The organism is Pedobacter gandavensis (assembly GCF_014172405.1).
Classification (GTDB): domain Bacteria; phylum Bacteroidota; class Bacteroidia; order Sphingobacteriales; family Sphingobacteriaceae; genus Pedobacter; species Pedobacter gandavensis.
The window spans coordinates 169,917-187,496 of record NZ_WNXC01000007.1 but is presented as its reverse complement, the minus strand read 5'-3'; the positions used below and the strand labels follow the sequence as shown (position 1 = coordinate 187,496).

Sequence of the window (17,580 nt, the reverse complement as noted above, 5' to 3'; positions counted from 1 at the left end):
ACCATGAAGCTTTTCACCCTGATACTTGTATTTACCCTAGCTTGCCATCCTTTCCAGGATAGCATTGCCCAAACCTCACAAAAGATGACTCCTGCACTATTAAATCATATCGCTGTATACGTAACCGATCTGGAAAAGTCTACCGATTTCTATAAAAATACATTTGGGTTTAACCAAATTCCTGAACCTTTTCATGATGGTAAACATACTTGGTTTAGTCTGGGAGCTGCCGGACAACTGCATTTAATCAAAGGTGCAAAAGGGAAGGGGAGCTTCGATAAAAATGAACACCTCTGTTTTAGTGTGGCTTCCATAGATCCCTTTATTGAAAGGCTAAAAAAACAAAATATCGCTTATGAAAACTGGGCAGGCATGGCTCAAAGTGTCACCCTAAGGGTAGATGGAATCAAACAGATTTATTTTCAGGACCCAGATGGGCATTGGCTGGAAGTAAATGATGATCAAAAATAAAATCCTTAGGCAAATAATGGGTTGCTAAGGAACCTACAACCAAACACAACACACAAAATGAAAAAAGTAACTGTAATGCTCGCCCTGCTTTTAACCGCAGGGAGGGTGTCTGCTCAGGTAGAATCTAAACCCTATGAAGGGGTGCCAGGTTGGGCAGAAACAAAAGATCAACGCATGAAGTGGTTCAATGACGCCCGCTTCGGGATGTTTATTCACTGGGGATTATATAGCGCCGCAGGAGGTTCCTGGAAGGGTAAGCAGTATCCTCAACATTATGCGGAATGGATTCAAACCTGGGCTCAGGCTCCGAGCAAGGAATATGCAGAAGAATTGAAACCGAAGTTTACCGCCTCCAAATTTAATGCATCCGATTGGGCTAATTTGGCCAAAGAAGCTGGGATGAAGTATATGGTGATCACTTCCAGACACCATGAAGGCTTTAGCATCTTTAACAGTAAACAGCCTTATTCCTTAAACAATAACATTACCGGTGGCACCAATATCTCCCCAAAAGGAAGAGATTTATATGGTGAAACGGTGGCTGCTTTTAAAAAAGCAGGGCTAAAAACCGGCGCTTATTATTCCTTGTTAGACTGGCAACACCCGGATTCATACGACAAGTTTGCGACCAACCCTCCTAAGGAAAATCCCAATCATGAGGCCTATAAAGATTACCTGTACGGACAGATTAAAGAGCTGGCCAATAACTACGGTAAAATGGACATCCTGTGGTTAGATTATAGTTCTAAAGATAGACAGGGAGAAACCTGGGGTACCAAACGCATCCTGACCGACCTGATCAAATGGCAACCAGGCATCCTGGTGAATAACCGTTTTTGGGATGGATTGGAGAATAAGAATGGGGATATGGGAACACCTGAAAAATATGTTCCACCAACAGGATTGCCAGGAATGAATTGGGAGGTGAGTCATACCACAAATGAGAGTTATGGCTACAGTGCGCATGATAAAAACTGGAAATCTTATGATAAGATGATGCGCTTGTTTATCGAAACAGTGAGTAAAGGCGGTAACTTCTTGCTAAATGTAGGTCCAGATGCAGAAGGGGTGATTCCTGAGCCTGCAGTAGCTATTTTAAAGCAAATCGGAACCTGGATGAAAGTCAATAATGAAGCGATTTATGGAACTACTGCAAGCCCCTTCCAACCTTTAGATTGGGGCTATGCCACACAAAAACCAGGAAAACTTTATCTGGAAGTATTTGATGCGCCAAAAGACGGTGCTTTGGAAGTACCATTGTCTAACGCGGTTTCTAAAGCTTATGTTCTGGGCGCTAAAGGGAAATCTTTAGTGGTAAAAACAACGGCCAAAGGGAAAGTGGTTCAATTGCCAACTGATTTCTCCGGACCTCAGCCAATGGTGGTTGTTTTAGCGATCAATGGAACGCCAAAAGTATTAAATAACCGCGTGAGCTCGCTTGCCGATGGTCGGATGGTATTGACGGCAAACCAAGCAAAACTGATTGGAAATGCTGGAATAAAACTGAAAGGGGCATCAACTCATGATCCGAACAGACCAAATACGATCGCCTTCTGGAACAATAAATCCGATGCCGCCTATTGGGATATGAAAGTTCAACGTCCTGGTAAGTATAAAGTGATGATCAATTATTTCGCAAATGCGAATACTGGTGGAGAATTGAGCATTTCTCTGGAAAAGAATACCTTAAATTGTGTGATTCCTGCAGCAGAAAGCCCAGGTTTTAAAACGGTAGAAGCCGGTGTAATGGATATTTCGCAACAGGCAATAGGTGCTGAATCTTTAAGGTTACAGCTAAAGTTATTGAATGTAAAGGGCCAATCAATGGCGGAAATTAGCAGCATTACGCTAATCCCAGGCTAAGCTACTTTCTTTATATAGAAATTGCGAAGAAGGCTGGAAATCTAATGATTTCCGGCCTTTTTATGTTTGCTGTCATTGCTAAAATAAGTTAACACCTAAATCAATTGATTTTAGGAATGACAGGGACTTTGTTCAACCCATAGAAAAGTAATTGACCAGCAGCGACTGGCTGTCCACCAATGGCCATTTTAAGTAGCTGAATTTTCTGGATGGAATGGGATTTTACTGGCTTTTAATTACTAATATAATTAGTAAAATTATGAAATTGTCAAATATTTTAGCATAACTTTGTGCTTATCTAAAAAATATTTCATGACTTCAAATAAACACATCATCCACATGGATCAGGATGCCTTTTTCGTGTCTGTGGAAGTTCGAAAAGACTCCAGTTTAATTGGAAAACCGGTTATTATTGGCGGGATTTCCGATCGTGGAGTGGTGGCGTCCTGTAGTTACGAAGCCAGAAAGTTTGGGGTACATGCCGCGATGAGTTCCAGAATGGCAAAAATGCTTTGCCCTCATGCGATATTTGTGAAAGGGAATATGGATGCTTATTCTGAAGCCTCTTTTGAAATTACGGAAATATTAAAGAGTCGCGTTCCTTTAATAGAAAAAGCAAGTATAGATGAGCATTATATTGACATGACGGGAATGGACCGCTTTCATGGAACCCTTCAATATGCCCATGAGCTGCGTCAAACGGTGATTAAAGAAACCGGATTACCCATTTCTTTTGGATTGTCAGTCAATAAAACGGTCTCTAAAATGGCCACCAATGAGTGTAAGCCAAATGGAGAATTGAATGTGGAACAGTTTGAAGTGCAGGATTTCTTAAACCCTTTATCTATTCGGAAGATTCCCGGACTCGGAGAAAAAACTTTTGTGAAACTCAGCGATATGGGGATTAAGAAGATTCATACGCTGACCCAGATCCACCCGGATCAAATGAATAGTATTTTAGGAAAAAATGGATTGTCGCTTTTGCAAAAAGCAAAAGGAATCGATAATTCGCCGGTAATCCCTTATCAGGAGCAAAAAAGTATTGGCACACAGTGTACGTTTAAAGCGGATACTATTGATGTGGATACGATCAATAACCTGATCACCTCCATGGTGATGGACCTGGCTTTCGACCTGCGTCAAAAGAAAAAACTAACCGCCTGTATTACAGTCACCATTCGCTATGCAAATTTCGAAGATGTAACCAAACAAGCGACCATTTCTTATACTTCCCTGGATAGCGTACTGATCCTTAAAGCAAAGGAATTGTTTCGTCAGGTCTATCAGAAACGGATGTTGCTTCGCTTAGTAGGCGTGCGGCTTTCTAATTTGGTGACTGGCCATGAACAGATCGATTTATATAGCGAATCTCAGGAACAATATAGCTTGTATCAGGCATTAGATAAGATTCGGAACCGATTTGGAGATAAAGCCATTAAATTGGCTTCTACCCTGAACATAGATTTATAGGCCATGTATTTGAATGTCCATTCTCAATATAGCCTGCGCTACGGGACGATGTCTATTCCTAAATTAATAGAGGAGGCGCTGTCATTGGGTATCACACAACTGGTCCTTACAGACATTAATAATTCTACCGGCATCATGGAATTCATGCGTGCCTGCCATGATAAAGGCATTAAGCCCATTGGAGGAATAGAATTCCGAAGGAATAAAAAACTGCTTTATATCGGTATTGCCAAAAATAAAGAAGGGATGAAGGAGCTGAATGATTTTCTGACGGAGCATAACCTGGAGCAAAAAGTGCTACCGGATACAGCTCCGGATATGGAACATGCCTATGTCATTTATCCTTTTGGTTATGCCGAACCGCTAAAAATCAGGGAATATCTGGGCATTCATTTTGAAGAACTTTCGCTGCTGTACCAGAAAGATTTGTCGGCGATAAAAGATAAACTATTGGCCCTACAGCCCGTATTTGTAGCTGATAAGTTAGGCTACCGTTTACATGAATATCTCCGCGGAATAGACTTGAATGCATTATTGACGATGGTGGAGCCGGATGATAAATGTAGAAATACGGATATGTTCCTCCCTCCGGGAGAACTGGAAAGCCGCTTTAATAAATATGCTTTTATCCTGGATAATACCCGGAACCTGATGAATACCTGTGTTATGGATTACCCAAAAGGGCGTGTTAACCTGAACAGGAGAACTTTTACCGGAAAGAAAGAAGACGATAAAGCCTTGCTTTATAAGTTGGCCATGGAAGGACTGGTATTCCGCTATGGTAAAAATAACCGCGCAGCACTAAATAAAGTGAAAGAAGAACTCAAAGTAATTGATGACCTGGATTTTTGCGCTTATTTTTTAATCACCTGGGACATCATCCGCTATTCCATGACGAAGGGCTATTACCATGTAGGGCGCGGTTCTGGTGCCAATAGTACGGTGGCTTACTGTCTGCAAATTACAGATGTAGACCCCATTGAACTGGATCTTTATTTTGAACGCTTTCTCAATGCGCAACGGACTTCCCCTCCGGATTTTGATATTGATTATTCCTGGGATGAAAGGGAAGATGTGCAGGATTACATCTTTAAACGGTATGGGAAGGCACATACGGCACTTCTAGGTACGATGTCTACTTTCAAAGATCGAAGTGTGATCAGGGAGATCGGAAAGGTGATGGGCTTGCCAAAGGCGGAAATCGATAGTTTTACCGATCGCACACTGCTAACCGCGAATCAGGATCACCCAACTTTTAAAAAGATCATGGCCGCTTATGCGATGATGGCAGATATGCCAAATCAGCGTTCTATTCATGCGGGAGGGGTATTGATTTCAGAGGAGGCAATTACTTATTATACTGCCCTGGATTTACCGCCAAAAGGGATGCCTACCGTACAATGGGATATGTATGAAGCAGAGAAAATCGGCTTTGATAAATATGATATTCTGAGTCAGCGTGGAATTGGACACATTAAGGAAGCTGTTCGTTTGGTGGAGGAGAATTTGCAACACAAAATAAATATACACGATGTGAAGACCTTTATGAAAGATCCAAAATTGAATGCCCGTTTGCAGACCGGCAATACCATTGGTTGTTTTTATATTGAGTCGCCGGCAATGCGGCAACTGCTGAGCAAATTGCGCTGTGAAAACTACCTGACACTGGTGGCGGCAAGCTCAATCATCCGTCCCGGTGTGGCACAATCCGGAATGATGAAAACGTATATCCAAAGTTATCATGATCCTAAAAATGTGAAATACCTGCATCCGGTTATGGAGAAGACCCTTGGTGATACTTTCGGTGTAATGGTATATCAGGAAGATGTGATTAAGATCTGTATTCATTATGCCGGAATGGATGGTACTGATGCCGATATTCTGAGAAGAGGAATGAGTGGGAAGTATCGATCCAGAACGGAATTTGATAAGTTGATTGAGAAGTTTTTTGAAGGTTCAAAGGCTTTGGGAAGACCAGAAGAGGTCACAAAAGAGGTCTGGCGACAAGTATCGTCTTTTGCCGGCTATAGTTTTTCTAAAGCGCATTCTGCAAGCTTTGCCGTAGAAAGTTACCAGAGTCTATTCCTGAAAACATATTTCCCCAGAGAGTTTATGGTTGGTGTGCTCAACAATTATGGTGGATTTTATTCCAGGTGGCTGTATGTGCATGAACTGAAGAAAGCTGGTGCAGAAATTCATTTGCCCTGTGTGAATCATAGTCTGGAAGTGGTTTCTATTAAAGGGATGGAAAGCTACCTTGGCTTTATTGGTATTCAAGGCCTGGAAACGAAATTCATCGCCCTGATTCCTGAAGAAAGAAAACGGAATGGGGATTACCTCGGATTGGAGGATTTTGTGAAACGTACAGGGATAGGATTGGAACAGGTCATTATTCTGATTCGGGTGGGGGCCTTGCGCTTTACCCATAAGAGTAAGAAAGTATTGCTTTGGGAGGTGCATTCTTTGCTGGGCGCAAAGACCAGACCGGTTCAGGGCGCAGAATTATTTGAGGTCCAGGCGAAACATTATGAGCTTCCCGAATTGCTCAATACACAATTGGAAGATGCTTATCATGAACTGGAATTGTTGGGCTTTCCGCTGAGCCTGTCTATGTTTGATTTATTGCAGACCAGTTATCGTGGGGATCTTTGTGCCGCAGACCTGAATCGTCAGCTCGGGAAAACAGTGAAAATGCTGGGGCAATATGTCTGTGAGAAAACAGTACACATGAAAAATAATAAGAAGATGTGGTTCGGGACTTTTCTGGATTCCGCAGGAAATTTCTTTGATACGACGCATTTTCCAACAACAACTCCTGTTTATCCTTTCAGAGGGACAGGTTGTTATCTGATTCTTGGAAAGGTGGTTTCAGATTTTGGTTTTCCAAGTGTGGAAGTGATCAGATTTGCAAAATTACCTATTGTTGGGAATCCCGTAATGACCTAAAAAATGTAGATTTGGGCTTACCCTAATTAAAACTACCTATGATTAATGATGTGAAGATCCTGGAAACAGAAGTGCTTTCCGATAACTGGTACACCCTGCGAAAAATAACTTATGAATACCTGAAAAAAGATGGTAGCAAGCAGGTGCAAAGCAGAGAAGCCTATGATAGGGGAAATGGTGCCGTGATCTTGCTTTACAATACCGAGCTCCGCAAGGTGATCCTCACCAGACAATTTCGCCTGCCTACTTTTTTAAATGGCAATGCATCGGGATTGTTAATCGAAGCCTGTGCAGGATTGCTGGATACCGATAATCCAGAAGATTGTATCAAAAGAGAAACAGAAGAAGAAACCGGTTACCAGATTACGGAAGTAAAAAAGGTTTTTGAAGCGTATATGTCGCCAGGCTCTGTGACAGAAATTCTATACTTTTTCGTGGCAGAATATAATCAGTCGATGAAAGTAAATGAAGGCGGCGGACTGGAGCATGAAGAGGAAAATATTGAAGTGTTGGAATTGGATATAGAAGAAGCCATGCAAATGATGGAAAGTGGAGAGATTAAAGACGCGAAAACCATTATGCTATTGCAATATGTGAGGTTACATCAATTGCTGTAAGCACGTTAGAATTGAATTGAGGTTTTTAAATTTTAGCCCACACACAGAACTGGAAGAATGAAGAAACTAATTATTGCAGGATTAGCCCTTGCAAGCATGCTGAGTTTAGAGCCAGTCAGGGCACAGCAATCAATGCCAAAAGAGAAAATTTTGCTGGCACATGGTGCGCATAGGGAAGGAAAACGTACCGATGCAGTCATGGAGAAATGGCGTGGTTATGGCTTGGGACAGTTTATTCACTGGGGGCTTTATGCCATCCCAGGGGGAGAATGGAATGGAAAACAGTACAATGGTGCTGCGGAATGGATTCGTTCCTGGAATGGGATTCCAAATGCTACCTATGATTCCCTGATTTATAAATTTAATCCGACCGCATTTGATGCCACAGCATGGGCGAAATCAGCGAAACAAATGGGCGCGCGATATGTCACCTTTACCACCAAACATCATGATGGTTTTTGTATGTGGCCAAGCAAGTATAGTAAATATACAGTAGCAGCCTCTCCCTATAAAAAGGACATCGTTAAGGCTGTGGTAGATGCCTATGATAAAGAAGGAATAGATGTGATTTTGTACTTTTCAGTTATGGATTGGAGTCATCCGGATTGGCGATATGAGATCAAAACAAAGGAAGACAGTGTCGCTTTTGAACGTTTTAAAAAGTTTACCAGAAATCAATTGATCGAGTTGCTGACCAATTATCCAAAAGCAAAAGGATTGTGGTTTGATGGTACCTGGGATAAATCCTGGGTTAAACAAGCTGCTTTTGCAGATGACCTGGAAACAGAAATGCGTAAACTTCGTCCGGGATTGATTATAGGCAGCCGTTTCAGAGCAGATGAAAATGGAAAACGTCATTTTGATTCCAATGGCGTGTTAATGGGAGATTATGAACAAGGATGGGAACGCAAAATCCCCAATAAAATTGAAGAGGTACACGGAAATGACTGGGATTGTGTGATGACCGTTCCTGAAAACCAATGGGGTTATAATAAAGCCTGGAATGGCCATATCAAATCAGCGAATGAACTTTTAGAGATGACCGCCAAATGTGTTTCTTTAGGTGGGAACTTTGTGCTCAATTTTGGTCCGCAAGGGGATGGTGCTATTCGTCAGGAAGAATTAAACCTGGCTACAAAAATCGGTGACTGGATGAAACTAAACCAGGAAGCGATTTATAACTGCGGTTATGCGGGTTATGAAAAGCAAGATTGGGGCTATTTTACAAAAAAAACAGGTTCAGATCAGGTGTATATGGTGGTTTTTAATGTACCTGTTTCCGGTGCTTTAAGGCTGAAAATGCCCGCAAAAACGAAGATCAGCAAGGCTTATATGTTGGCAGATCGGGAAGAGAAAATCCTTCCAGAGGAGATCAATAGCAATGAATATTTCTTAAAGTTGAAAAAGAAAGACCATCAGGAACCATTTGTCATCGTATTGGAAACTGGTAAGAACGCAGAAAATAAGGAGAGTATTTATGAGAAAGCTAAAACTTAAAAGTCAGGAGAAAAGCTTTGACAAGTATATTGGCAAACTATCAGCAGTTTTGATTGTTTTAATCCCAATACCTATATTTTCATAATTTGAACTCTTTATTATGCCAGAATTACCAGACTTAGAAGTATTCAGTGCCAATCTTAACGAAACCTTTGCAGGTAAAAAGTTAAGTACGGTGCAGGTACCAAATGATAAAAAGCTGAATGTAACTGCAGAAGAGCTGCGGGAGGTGCTGACTGGGCAGGTGTTAAAGTCGGTAAGCCGTTCCGGGAAGGAACTTCATTTCAATTTTGAAAAAGATGTGTTGGCCTTACACCTGATGTTACGTGGACAATTGCATTTCTTTGAAGAAATTCATGCCATTAAATATCCCGTAATAGAGTTGTACTTTGAAGGTGACGTCGGACTGGTGATGTCTGATCCGCAAAAGATCGCGACGCCAACTCTGAATCCAGGGGAGGCAGAAGCGCCGGATGCTTTGGATAAAAAAGTGACTGTGGCATTTTTAGCGGATCTTTTAAGAGGTAAAAAGTCTGCAATTAAAGGGATTCTCTTAGACCAGCATAAAATTCGTGGAATAGGAAATGCGTATGCCGATGAGATTCTATGGAAAGCCAGGATCTCTCCTTATGCTATCGCAGGAAAGATTCCCGAGAAAAAGGTAAAAGATTTACATGATGCCATAAATGGGGTATTGATCAATGCTGTAGAAGAGATTAGAAAAGTACATCCGGGGAGCATCACCGGAGAGTTTCGTGATTTTTTTAAAATACATACACAGCAACAGGAGAAAAGCCCAACCGGAGGGAAAATCCTCATTAAAAAAAGCGGCGCAAGAAAAACTTATTATACAGAAGAGCAGGAGCTTTTTAAATGATGTACGGAGATCACGTTAACCTGCTTCCCATTCCGGGAGAAGCATTATTCCTTCCCGGTTTTTTTACTGAAGAAGAAAGTAAGACCTTTTTTGAAGAACTGACCACTGGGGTGGCTTGGAAACAAGAACCCATTCAGATTTTTGGCAGAACGGTTCTGCAACCCAGGTTTACTGCTTTTTATGGAGATCCCGGCCTGAGCTATAGCTATTCTGGAATCACCATGAACGCCTTAGCCTGGACGGATGCGCTACTCGCCATTAAAAATAAGATCGAAACGCATTATCAAGTGAAATTCAATGTGTGTTTACTCAATCATTATCGGGATGGGAATGACAGCATGGGTTGGCATAGAGACAATGAAAAGAGCCTGGGTAAATACCCTTTCATCGCTTCAGTAAGTTTTGGTGCCCACCGGATTTTTCAATTCAGAAGGTATAAAGAAAAACTGCCGATCATTTCTATAGACCTGAGCCAGGGTAGTGTGTTGATTATGAAAGGGGAAACACAACATTATTGGGAACATCGATTGCCAAAAACAGTTAAGGTGACGGAACCCAGGATTAATTTGACTTTCAGGCTGATATTGGATCATGTTACTAAACCTTAAGTGGATTTCTTAATTGTTGTTATTAAGTCAGAATAGCGGAAAGAGTTTTTTAAATATAATTTACCCATTACTTTTGTTAACGGTGTTAATAAAAGTATATATGATATGGGAATTGCAGAGCGTAAGATAAGACAGAGGGAAGAATTCAGAACGAGTATTTTGGAAGCAGCATGGCAACAAGTGATTTCTGATGGCTGGCAGTCCTTATCGATCCGAAAAATTGCGGATGCGATAGAATATAGCATCCCTGTAATTTATAATCACTTTGAAAATAAAGAAGCCATTCTCTTAGAGTTTACGAAAGAAGGTTTTCAGAAATTGGCGGATACCCTTCAATCTGTTAAAGCTCAATATACCGTGCCCTCAGAGCAGCTGGAGGCAATGGCGCATGCTTACTGGGACTTCGCATTTGATCATAAAGAATATTACCAACTGATGTTTGGTTTGGGAATTCCTGCTTGCGATCGTGTGAATGAAATTGAAGAGCTGAAATGTGCCACCAGCATCATGATTTCTACCATTAAAGCAGCAATTGAAGGAAGTAGCCATCCCGAAACAGATTATTTCTTAAAATACCATACCTATTTGTCTATTCTTCATGGTTTGGTTTCCATTCAAATGATTCAGAAGGAAGGAAAACCTGATGCAGCAAAAAAAATGATCCTCCAGGATGCAATTTCTGGCTTTATCATCTCCATAAATAGGAAGTAATTCCTAATTTTAACGTACATCAAAATTTAAACCTATAAAAAAACAAGACCTGCGCTAATGAAAAAACTCTTCAACACGAATTTTAATCTGGAAGGAATGCACTTTATGTTGCTGGTACTTCGTGTGGCCATTGCTGCCTTTATGCTGGTTCATGGTTATCCAAAACTTCAAAATTTAATTTCAGGAGAACCGATACAATTTGTCGATTTTTTCGGAATAGGTGCAACTGCTTCATTGGCACTGGCCGTTTTTGCTGAATTCTTCTGTTCTTTATTGCTCCTGTTCGGATTGGGAACCAGGCTTGCTGTGCTTCCTTTAATCGTGACGATGTTGGTTGCCATATTTATGGTGCATGCGGCGGATGCTTTCGATAAGAAAGAATTGGCTTGTCATTATTTACTGGTTTATGTATTCTTACTGGTTTCCGGAAGTGGAAAGTATAGTGTAGATCATCTGATTAGTCGTAACCAGATCAGAAGAAGACGTTAAGGGCATTGTTTTTGTATCCGATGCTTTATATCAATCGGCAGAATAATCCGTTATAGTCAGATCACACAGAAAGAAAAACAGTATATCATGAAAAAGATCATTATCCTTTGCCTAACGGCGATTATTATCCAAAGCTGTAGTGTCAGCAAACAACAAATAAAGGCATTGGAGAAATGCACTTATAAAGTAGTTTCTGCTGATCAGATCTCGTTTGGGGGGACGGATGTGAAGCGCCTGATGAGCGGTCAGGACCTTAATTTAGCCAGCCTTCCAGGTTTAGCACTGGGATTACTAAGAAAGGATGTTCCTCTAAAAGCACGTTTGAATCTTGAAATCACCAATCCTACGTCCAATACTGCCGCCATTAATGAATTTGAATACAAAATCCTCATCAATAAAGCGGAAATAGCTTCTGGTTTTGTAAATCAGGAAGTTAGGGTAGAAGGTGGTAAATCGACTATTGTGCCAGTAGATATGGTTGCGAATATTTATCCTTTTGTAACAAATGGCAAAGTGATGAATGAGATTACAGAATTTATCAAAGGAAATAAAGGTGGTGGAGAGAAAAAGGGAATTCTTACTTTAAAGATCAGACCGAGCATTAAAGTGGGCGGTGCACTGGTAAAGTACCCTGGATTTATCACAATTAATAAAGAGGTGAGTAGCAAAATTTTGCTTTAAGATCCTCCTTCTTTTACAAGGGTATTACAAATATTGACGAAATTAAGTTTCAGATTGAGGATGTTTTATTTACATTCGGATATTAAGATCTGTTTATGAACCTTCGTCAATATTTGTTTTTAATACCATTTGTTCTTCCATTTTATTTAAAAGCACAACCTGCTTCACAGCTTAACGCTGCTGAAATCAAGCAAGGTCTGGAAGGATTAAATGTGACTGGCAGTGTTTTATACATTGCAGCGCATCCTGATGATGAAAATACCCGCTTACTGGCTTATCTGGCAAAAGAAAAGAAAGTAAGAACGGGCTATCTTTCCTTAACCAGGGGAGACGGCGGACAAAACCTGATTGGTAATGAGCAGGGCGAGCTTCTTGGCCTGATCCGTACGCAGGAATTACTGGCCGCCAGAAGAACGGACGGCGCGGAACAGTTCTTTACCAGAGCCAATGATTTTGGTTTCTCTAAAACCCCGGAAGAAAGTTTCAAGATCTGGGATAAAGCAAAAATTCTTGCCGATGTGGTATGGGTGATTCGAAAGTTTCAACCTGACGTGATCATTACCCGTTTTCCGGAGGATGGACGCGCCGGCCATGGGCATCATTCTGGTTCTGCAATTCTGGCACGTGAGGCTTTTGTTGCTGCGGCAGATCCAAAACAATTCCCGGAGCAATTGGCTTTTGTAAAGCCATGGCAGGCCAAAAGAATCGTTTGGAACACTTTTAACTTTGGTGGATTGAACACCACAGCTGATGATCAACTGAAGATTGATGTCGGTTTATACAACGCCTTATTGGGAAAAAGTTACGGGGAAATCGCAGCAGATAGCAGGTCTAACCACAAAAGTCAAGGCTTCGGCTCTGCAAAACAACGGGGTTCCTCTATAGAATATTTTACCGCTATTGCCGGAGATCCGGCAAAGAAAGACTTGTTCGAAGGTCTGGATTTTACGCTCAACAGATATCCTGGAACCAAAGAAATTCAACAATTGGTTGCTGCAATTAATAGAGAATATCAAGTCTCCAATCCCGGAGCCTCTGTGCCAAAATTGTTAAAATTAAGGCAAATGGTGAAGGATAAGTACTTTAAACACGATTTGCTGGATCAGCTGATCCTCGCTTGTTCTGGAATATGGTTGGAGGCCGCAGCATTAAGTCCTGCTTATGCACTTAATGATTCCATTCCAGTGAAAATACAGGCAATTGCCAGAGCTGGAAATGATTTTCCTTATCCTGTTTTAGTGGAAGAAGAAAGAACCGGAGCCAGCATGGCATTGGTGCCAAATCAACTGGTGGTATTAGATCGTAAAGTATTTGGGAGTGCATCCCAGATAACCCAACCTTATTGGCTGGAAAAGAAACATGACCAGGGAAGCTATAACGTAGATGATTTATCCTTAATCGGACTTCCAGAAAATCCAGCGATCGTAAATGCTGTATTTCGTGTTAAAATTGGCGATCAGGTGATCGCGAGAAAAACACCTGTCATTTATAAATTTACAGATCCGGTAAGAGGAGAGATATATCAGCCATTAGTCATTGCACCGCCAGTGACGGCTAACTTCCAGGAAAATGCCTTCCTTTTTAATGGGAAAGAAAGTAAAACGATTACGGTAGCACTGAAAAGTTTTCAAGATGGGGTTTCAGGTACGTTGACCGCTGATTTACCATCAGGCTGGGTAATGAGCCCAGAACAATTGGACTTTAAATTCAGTAAAAAAGGAGCACAAGAAATGCTGACTTTTAAATTGAGCCCCGGCGCTCATGCCAAGCCAGGAGATATCGTTTTAAATGTGAATGTCAACGGTAAAACTTTTCATCAGGGTTTACGGGTGTTGAGCTATGACCATATTCCTTTGCAGACCTTATTTCCATTGGCTTCTGCAAAAATTGACGAAACAGATTTAAAGTTTGCCGGTAAAAAGATCGGTTATATTGCGGGTGCTGGTGATCTGATTCCAGAGTCATTGAAACAAATTGGTTTTGAGGTTACCCAACTTTCAGCACAAGAGGTCTTAAATTCAAACCTTTCCGGTTTTGACGCCATTGTAACTGGTGTTCGTTTGTACAACATCAGTAATCAGATCAATGAAATGCAGCCAAAACTGCTGAAATATGTAGAAAATGGTGGTGTTTTATTGCTGCAGTATAATGTTAACTCGCCATTAAAGCTGAGTAATATCGGCCCTTACCCTTTCCGTTTAGCAAATGAGCGGGTAACAGAGGAAGATGCTGATGTTGACCTGTTGGCACCTAATCATCCGTCATTAAACTACCCAAATAAGATCAGTCAGAAAGATTTTGAAGGCTGGGTGCAGGAAAGAGGTTTGTACTTTGCTGTCGATGCAGATCCTAAATATACACCGATACTAGGTATGCACGATACCGGTGATACAGAACGGACAGGTTCATTGTTGGTTGCCAACTACGGTAAAGGGAAATATGTTTACACTTCTTTATCCTTTTTCAGGCAGTTACCTGCAGGGGTTACAGGAGCATACCGATTGTTTATCAACTTGCTTTCAAATAAAAAATAATGGATAATTACCGGGGATTTTATAGGTTTTTAATCGGCTGGCTTATCTTCTTAATCTTGATATTTTATGCGTTTACTAAATATTTCCAATGAGTAAAGTAGATTGGGCAGTATTGATTTTCACCTTGGTTGCAATTGTAGTTTATGGTGTTTACAAAAGTCGGGGCGCAAAAAATATCCAGGGTTTCTTATTGGGTAACCGGAGTTTACCATGGTACCAGGTTTGCCTTTCGGTCATGGCCACCCAAGCCAGTGCAATTACCTTTTTATCGGCACCAGGTTTGGCTTATTCTTCTGGAATGAGCTTCGTGCAGTTTTATTTTGGTTTGCCACTGGCGATGATTGTCTTGTGCATCACCTTTGTTCCCATTTACCATAGGCTAAAGGTGTATACTGCTTATGAATTTCTGGAACAACGATTTGACTTAAACACAAGGGCGTTGACTGCCTTTTTATTCTTGATTCAGCGGGGATTATCTACAGGGATCACCATTTATGCACCCTCTATTATTCTATCTACGATATTAGATATCAATACGACATATACGACGCTATTTATTGGGAGTTTGGTTGTCTTTTATACCGTTTATGGCGGCACAAAAGCAGTATCTTATACCCAAATGCTCCAAATGAGTATTATTTTTTGCGGATTGTTTGCTGCGGGAATTATGGTTGTTCATTTATTGCCAGGAGATATTGGTTTCGGAAAGGCACTGAGTATTGCCGGGAAAATGGGACGTACCAATGCCATTGATTTTACTTTCGATTTTAACAATCCTTATACGGTTTGGTCCGGTTTGATTGGCGGATTCTTTCTGCAACTTTCCTATTTCGGAACGGATCAAAGTCAGGTGGGAAGGTATTTGTCTGGCGCCTCAGTGAATGAAAGCCGATTGGGATTGTTGATGAATGGGCTGGTTAAAATCCCGATGCAGTTTCTAATTCTTTTAATTGGGGTACTCGTATTTACCTTTTATCAGTACAATCGGCCACCTATTTTCTTTAACAGCTTTGAGCTGAATAAGCTGGAAAAAAGCCAGTATCAGCCGGAACTGAATAAATTGAAAACTGCCTATGATGAGGCATTTGAAGAGAAACAAAAGGTGGTGGATCAGATGAACCAAGCCCTAGATCAGGATAATAAAGCGAAAATAGACCTTTACAGGACTGCTTTACAGCAAGCTGATGAAAAAGGTAAATCAATCAGGAAAGAAGTCACCACACTGATGACCAAAAATGATGAACGGGCTGATATCAATGATAACAATTATATTTTTCTGAGTTTTGTGACGCAATACCTGCCTAAAGGCTTAATTGGATTGTTGATCGCGATTATCTTCTTAGCTTCAATGGGTTCTACCGCAAGTGCATTGAATTCTTTAGCCTCCACCACAGTGATCGACATCTATAAGCGACTGATCCGTAAAAATGGATCGGATCACGAATACCTGCAGGCCTCCAGATGGGCAACTGTGTTTTGGGGGGTAGTCTGTATCATCATGGCCTTATATGCGAGTAAAATTGGAAATTTACTGGAAGCAGTGAATATCTTGGGCTCTTATATTTATGGAACCATTCTGGGGGTATTTCTGGTAGCTTTTTATATCAAACATGTCAATGGAAGAGCTGTATTTCTCGCTGCGATTATGGCTGAAATTGCCGTTGTGTTAATCGGGCAACAAAAGTGGGTGGCTTATCTGTGGCTCAACGTGATTGGTTGCCTGTTGGTTGTCGCACTGGCAATTATTATTCAGCAACTGATTAAAGGGGATAAGGTGCCAGAAAAGGTAGTTTAGCCCGTGGGATTTTTATTGGACTGAGTATATTTTAAAATCAGAAAAGGTTCCTGTGATCACACCGGAACCTTTTCGCTTTTGAACAACGCTTCTATTGTAGCGGTTGTTTTCCCTTAAAGGGATATTATTTTTTTGCTTCAGCAAGCAAAGCACTATTTAGCCTCACATATTCATCAACTTTCGCTTCAGTAGCTAGTTTTATTCCAGCCTCTGCAGAAGCAATTGCTCCGGCTTTATCACCCATTTTCAATTGAATACGGCCTTTCCATAACCTTACCCATGGCGCTTTAGAATCAGCAGCTTCAGCAGCATTTGCCCATTCTAATGCTTTTTTTAGGTCTTTACCATTTTCGTAGTAGTATTGTGCAGCAGCTAAATAAGGTTTTTTCTCTCCTTTCATGGCTTCCTCAATGCTGGCCATCACCTGAGCATCAATTTCCGTGCTCAGGTCAATGTTTAATCCTGTGTTTTCCCAAGATAGTTGCAATTGAGCAGTAGTTGGGTATACATTAGCAAACTGGATGCTGAAGGTTTCTACTTTTTCTTTTAGTTTCACTGGTTTTACTTTGATGCGCAATACATCTTCAGCTTCCTTATATTCATAAGCACCCCATTGTTTCGAATCTTTATTAAAAATTACGGTCCACTCTGTTTTACCTGGAATGGTAAATAAACCATAGGTACCAGCTGCGAGTTGCTGTCCGCCAATTTTTACGGGTTCACTAAAGGTGATCGCTGTGGCTGAATTAGCCCCAGTGCGCCAAACTTTGTCGAATGGTTCCATAACGCCAAAGACTTTACGGCCTTTCAGGTTTGGGCGGGAATAAGAAACCTTGATTGTACCCAACCCAAAACTTTGAGTAATGGTTTGAGCAGAACTCGCCTGCGGTATTTTTATACCCTGTGCCTGAAGTTCTGTGTTTAATGAAACTGCAAGTGCAAGGATCATTAAGGTCTTTAATGTTGTCTTCATTTGATTAAGTTTTTTTGTTACTAATTTACACTAAAGAATGATTATTTT

At 41.0% G+C, this 17,580-nt stretch carries 14 protein-coding genes; 13 read left to right on the top strand and 1 reads right to left on the bottom strand.

The window, feature by feature from the left end; genetic code table 11:
• Nucleotides 1-3 precede the first annotated feature (3 nt).
• From GM920_RS18050 to GM920_RS17990, 13 genes are all read left to right on the top strand, one after another.
• Nucleotides 4-471, top strand: coding sequence for a VOC family protein (locus GM920_RS18050; RefSeq protein WP_182960059.1), 468 nt, complete (start codon nucleotides 4-6; stop codon nucleotides 469-471).
• A 57-nt stretch (nucleotides 472-528) separates the two neighbouring features.
• Nucleotides 529-2,334 carry an alpha-L-fucosidase gene (locus GM920_RS18045; RefSeq protein WP_182960057.1) on the top strand — a complete coding sequence of 602 codons (1,806 nt, stop codon included), beginning with the start codon at nucleotides 529-531 and terminating at the stop codon, nucleotides 2,332-2,334.
• A 312-nt stretch (nucleotides 2,335-2,646) separates the two neighbouring features.
• Nucleotides 2,647-3,804 carry a DNA polymerase IV gene (dinB, locus tag GM920_RS18040; RefSeq protein WP_182960055.1) on the top strand — a complete coding sequence of 386 codons (1,158 nt, stop codon included), beginning with the start codon at nucleotides 2,647-2,649 and terminating at the stop codon, nucleotides 3,802-3,804.
• A 3-nt stretch (nucleotides 3,805-3,807) separates the two neighbouring features.
• Entirely contained in the window at nucleotides 3,808-6,750 is a 2,943-nt protein-coding gene (gene dnaE, locus GM920_RS18035; RefSeq protein WP_182960053.1) for a DNA polymerase III subunit alpha, read from the top strand.
• 38 nt (nucleotides 6,751-6,788) lie between these two features.
• Nucleotides 6,789-7,367 carry a GDP-mannose pyrophosphatase NudK gene (gene nudK, locus GM920_RS18030; protein ID WP_182960051.1) on the top strand — a complete coding sequence of 193 codons (579 nt, stop codon included), beginning with the start codon at nucleotides 6,789-6,791 and terminating at the stop codon, nucleotides 7,365-7,367.
• Between the two features lie 57 nt (nucleotides 7,368-7,424).
• Complete coding sequence (locus GM920_RS18025; protein ID WP_182960049.1) at nucleotides 7,425-8,864, top strand: alpha-L-fucosidase; 1,440 nt, start codon at nucleotides 7,425-7,427, stop codon at nucleotides 8,862-8,864.
• A gap of 100 nt (nucleotides 8,865-8,964) precedes the next feature.
• The gene (locus tag GM920_RS18020) at nucleotides 8,965-9,741 is read left to right on the top strand and encodes a DNA-formamidopyrimidine glycosylase family protein (RefSeq protein ID WP_182960047.1); all 777 of its coding nucleotides are present in this window, start codon (nucleotides 8,965-8,967) and stop codon (nucleotides 9,739-9,741) included.
• Complete coding sequence (locus GM920_RS18015; RefSeq protein ID WP_182960045.1) at nucleotides 9,738-10,349, top strand: alpha-ketoglutarate-dependent dioxygenase AlkB family protein; 612 nt, start codon at nucleotides 9,738-9,740, stop codon at nucleotides 10,347-10,349. Before GM920_RS18020 ends, GM920_RS18015 begins: the two co-directional genes overlap by 4 nt.
• A 105-nt stretch (nucleotides 10,350-10,454) precedes the next feature.
• Complete coding sequence (locus GM920_RS18010) at nucleotides 10,455-11,060, top strand: TetR/AcrR family transcriptional regulator (protein ID WP_182960043.1); 606 nt, start codon at nucleotides 10,455-10,457, stop codon at nucleotides 11,058-11,060.
• Between the two features lie 57 nt (nucleotides 11,061-11,117).
• A complete protein-coding gene (locus GM920_RS18005; protein ID WP_182960041.1) occupies nucleotides 11,118-11,549 on the top strand; it encodes a DoxX family protein in 432 nt (143 codons plus the stop codon).
• Between the two features lie 87 nt (nucleotides 11,550-11,636).
• Complete coding sequence (locus GM920_RS18000; protein ID WP_182960039.1) at nucleotides 11,637-12,230, top strand: hypothetical protein; 594 nt, start codon at nucleotides 11,637-11,639, stop codon at nucleotides 12,228-12,230.
• Nucleotides 12,231-12,325: 95 nt separating this feature from the next.
• Complete coding sequence (locus GM920_RS17995) at nucleotides 12,326-14,764, top strand: PIG-L family deacetylase (RefSeq protein ID WP_182960037.1); 2,439 nt, start codon at nucleotides 12,326-12,328, stop codon at nucleotides 14,762-14,764.
• Nucleotides 14,765-14,852: 88 nt separating this feature from the next.
• Nucleotides 14,853-16,559 carry a sodium:solute symporter family transporter gene (locus GM920_RS17990; RefSeq protein WP_182960035.1) on the top strand — a complete coding sequence of 569 codons (1,707 nt, stop codon included), beginning with the start codon at nucleotides 14,853-14,855 and terminating at the stop codon, nucleotides 16,557-16,559.
• Between the two features lie 124 nt (nucleotides 16,560-16,683).
• On the opposite strand, the gene GM920_RS17985 is transcribed toward GM920_RS17990, so the two are convergent.
• The gene (locus GM920_RS17985; protein WP_182960033.1) at nucleotides 16,684-17,532 is read right to left on the bottom strand and encodes a DUF2911 domain-containing protein; all 849 of its coding nucleotides are present in this window, start codon (nucleotides 17,530-17,532) and stop codon (nucleotides 16,684-16,686) included.
• Between the last annotated feature and the right edge of the window lie 48 nt (nucleotides 17,533-17,580).

What these genes read in the sequence shown, in the direction of transcription:
- GM920_RS18050 (WP_182960059.1), top strand. Translation starts at nt 4, where the DNA reads ATGAAGCTTTTCACCCTGATACTTGTATTTACCCTAGCTTGCCATCCT.
- GM920_RS18045 (WP_182960057.1), top strand. Translation starts at nt 529, where the DNA reads ATGAAAAAAGTAACTGTAATGCTCGCCCTGCTTTTAACCGCAGGGAGG.
- dinB (WP_182960055.1), top strand. Translation starts at nt 2,647, where the DNA reads ATGACTTCAAATAAACACATCATCCACATGGATCAGGATGCCTTTTTC.
- dnaE (WP_182960053.1), top strand. Translation starts at nt 3,808, where the DNA reads ATGTATTTGAATGTCCATTCTCAATATAGCCTGCGCTACGGGACGATG.
- nudK (WP_182960051.1), top strand. Translation starts at nt 6,789, where the DNA reads ATGATTAATGATGTGAAGATCCTGGAAACAGAAGTGCTTTCCGATAAC.
- GM920_RS18025 (WP_182960049.1), top strand. Translation starts at nt 7,425, where the DNA reads ATGAAGAAACTAATTATTGCAGGATTAGCCCTTGCAAGCATGCTGAGT.
- GM920_RS18020 (WP_182960047.1), top strand. Translation starts at nt 8,965, where the DNA reads ATGCCAGAATTACCAGACTTAGAAGTATTCAGTGCCAATCTTAACGAA.
- GM920_RS18015 (WP_182960045.1), top strand. Translation starts at nt 9,738, where the DNA reads ATGATGTACGGAGATCACGTTAACCTGCTTCCCATTCCGGGAGAAGCA.
- GM920_RS18010 (WP_182960043.1), top strand. Translation starts at nt 10,455, where the DNA reads ATGGGAATTGCAGAGCGTAAGATAAGACAGAGGGAAGAATTCAGAACG.
- GM920_RS18005 (WP_182960041.1), top strand. Translation starts at nt 11,118, where the DNA reads ATGAAAAAACTCTTCAACACGAATTTTAATCTGGAAGGAATGCACTTT.
- GM920_RS18000 (WP_182960039.1), top strand. Translation starts at nt 11,637, where the DNA reads ATGAAAAAGATCATTATCCTTTGCCTAACGGCGATTATTATCCAAAGC.
- GM920_RS17995 (WP_182960037.1), top strand. Translation starts at nt 12,326, where the DNA reads ATGAACCTTCGTCAATATTTGTTTTTAATACCATTTGTTCTTCCATTT.
- GM920_RS17990 (WP_182960035.1), top strand. Translation starts at nt 14,853, where the DNA reads ATGAGTAAAGTAGATTGGGCAGTATTGATTTTCACCTTGGTTGCAATT.
- GM920_RS17985 (WP_182960033.1), bottom strand. Translation starts at nt 17,532, where the DNA reads ATGAAGACAACATTAAAGACCTTAATGATCCTTGCACTTGCAGTTTCA.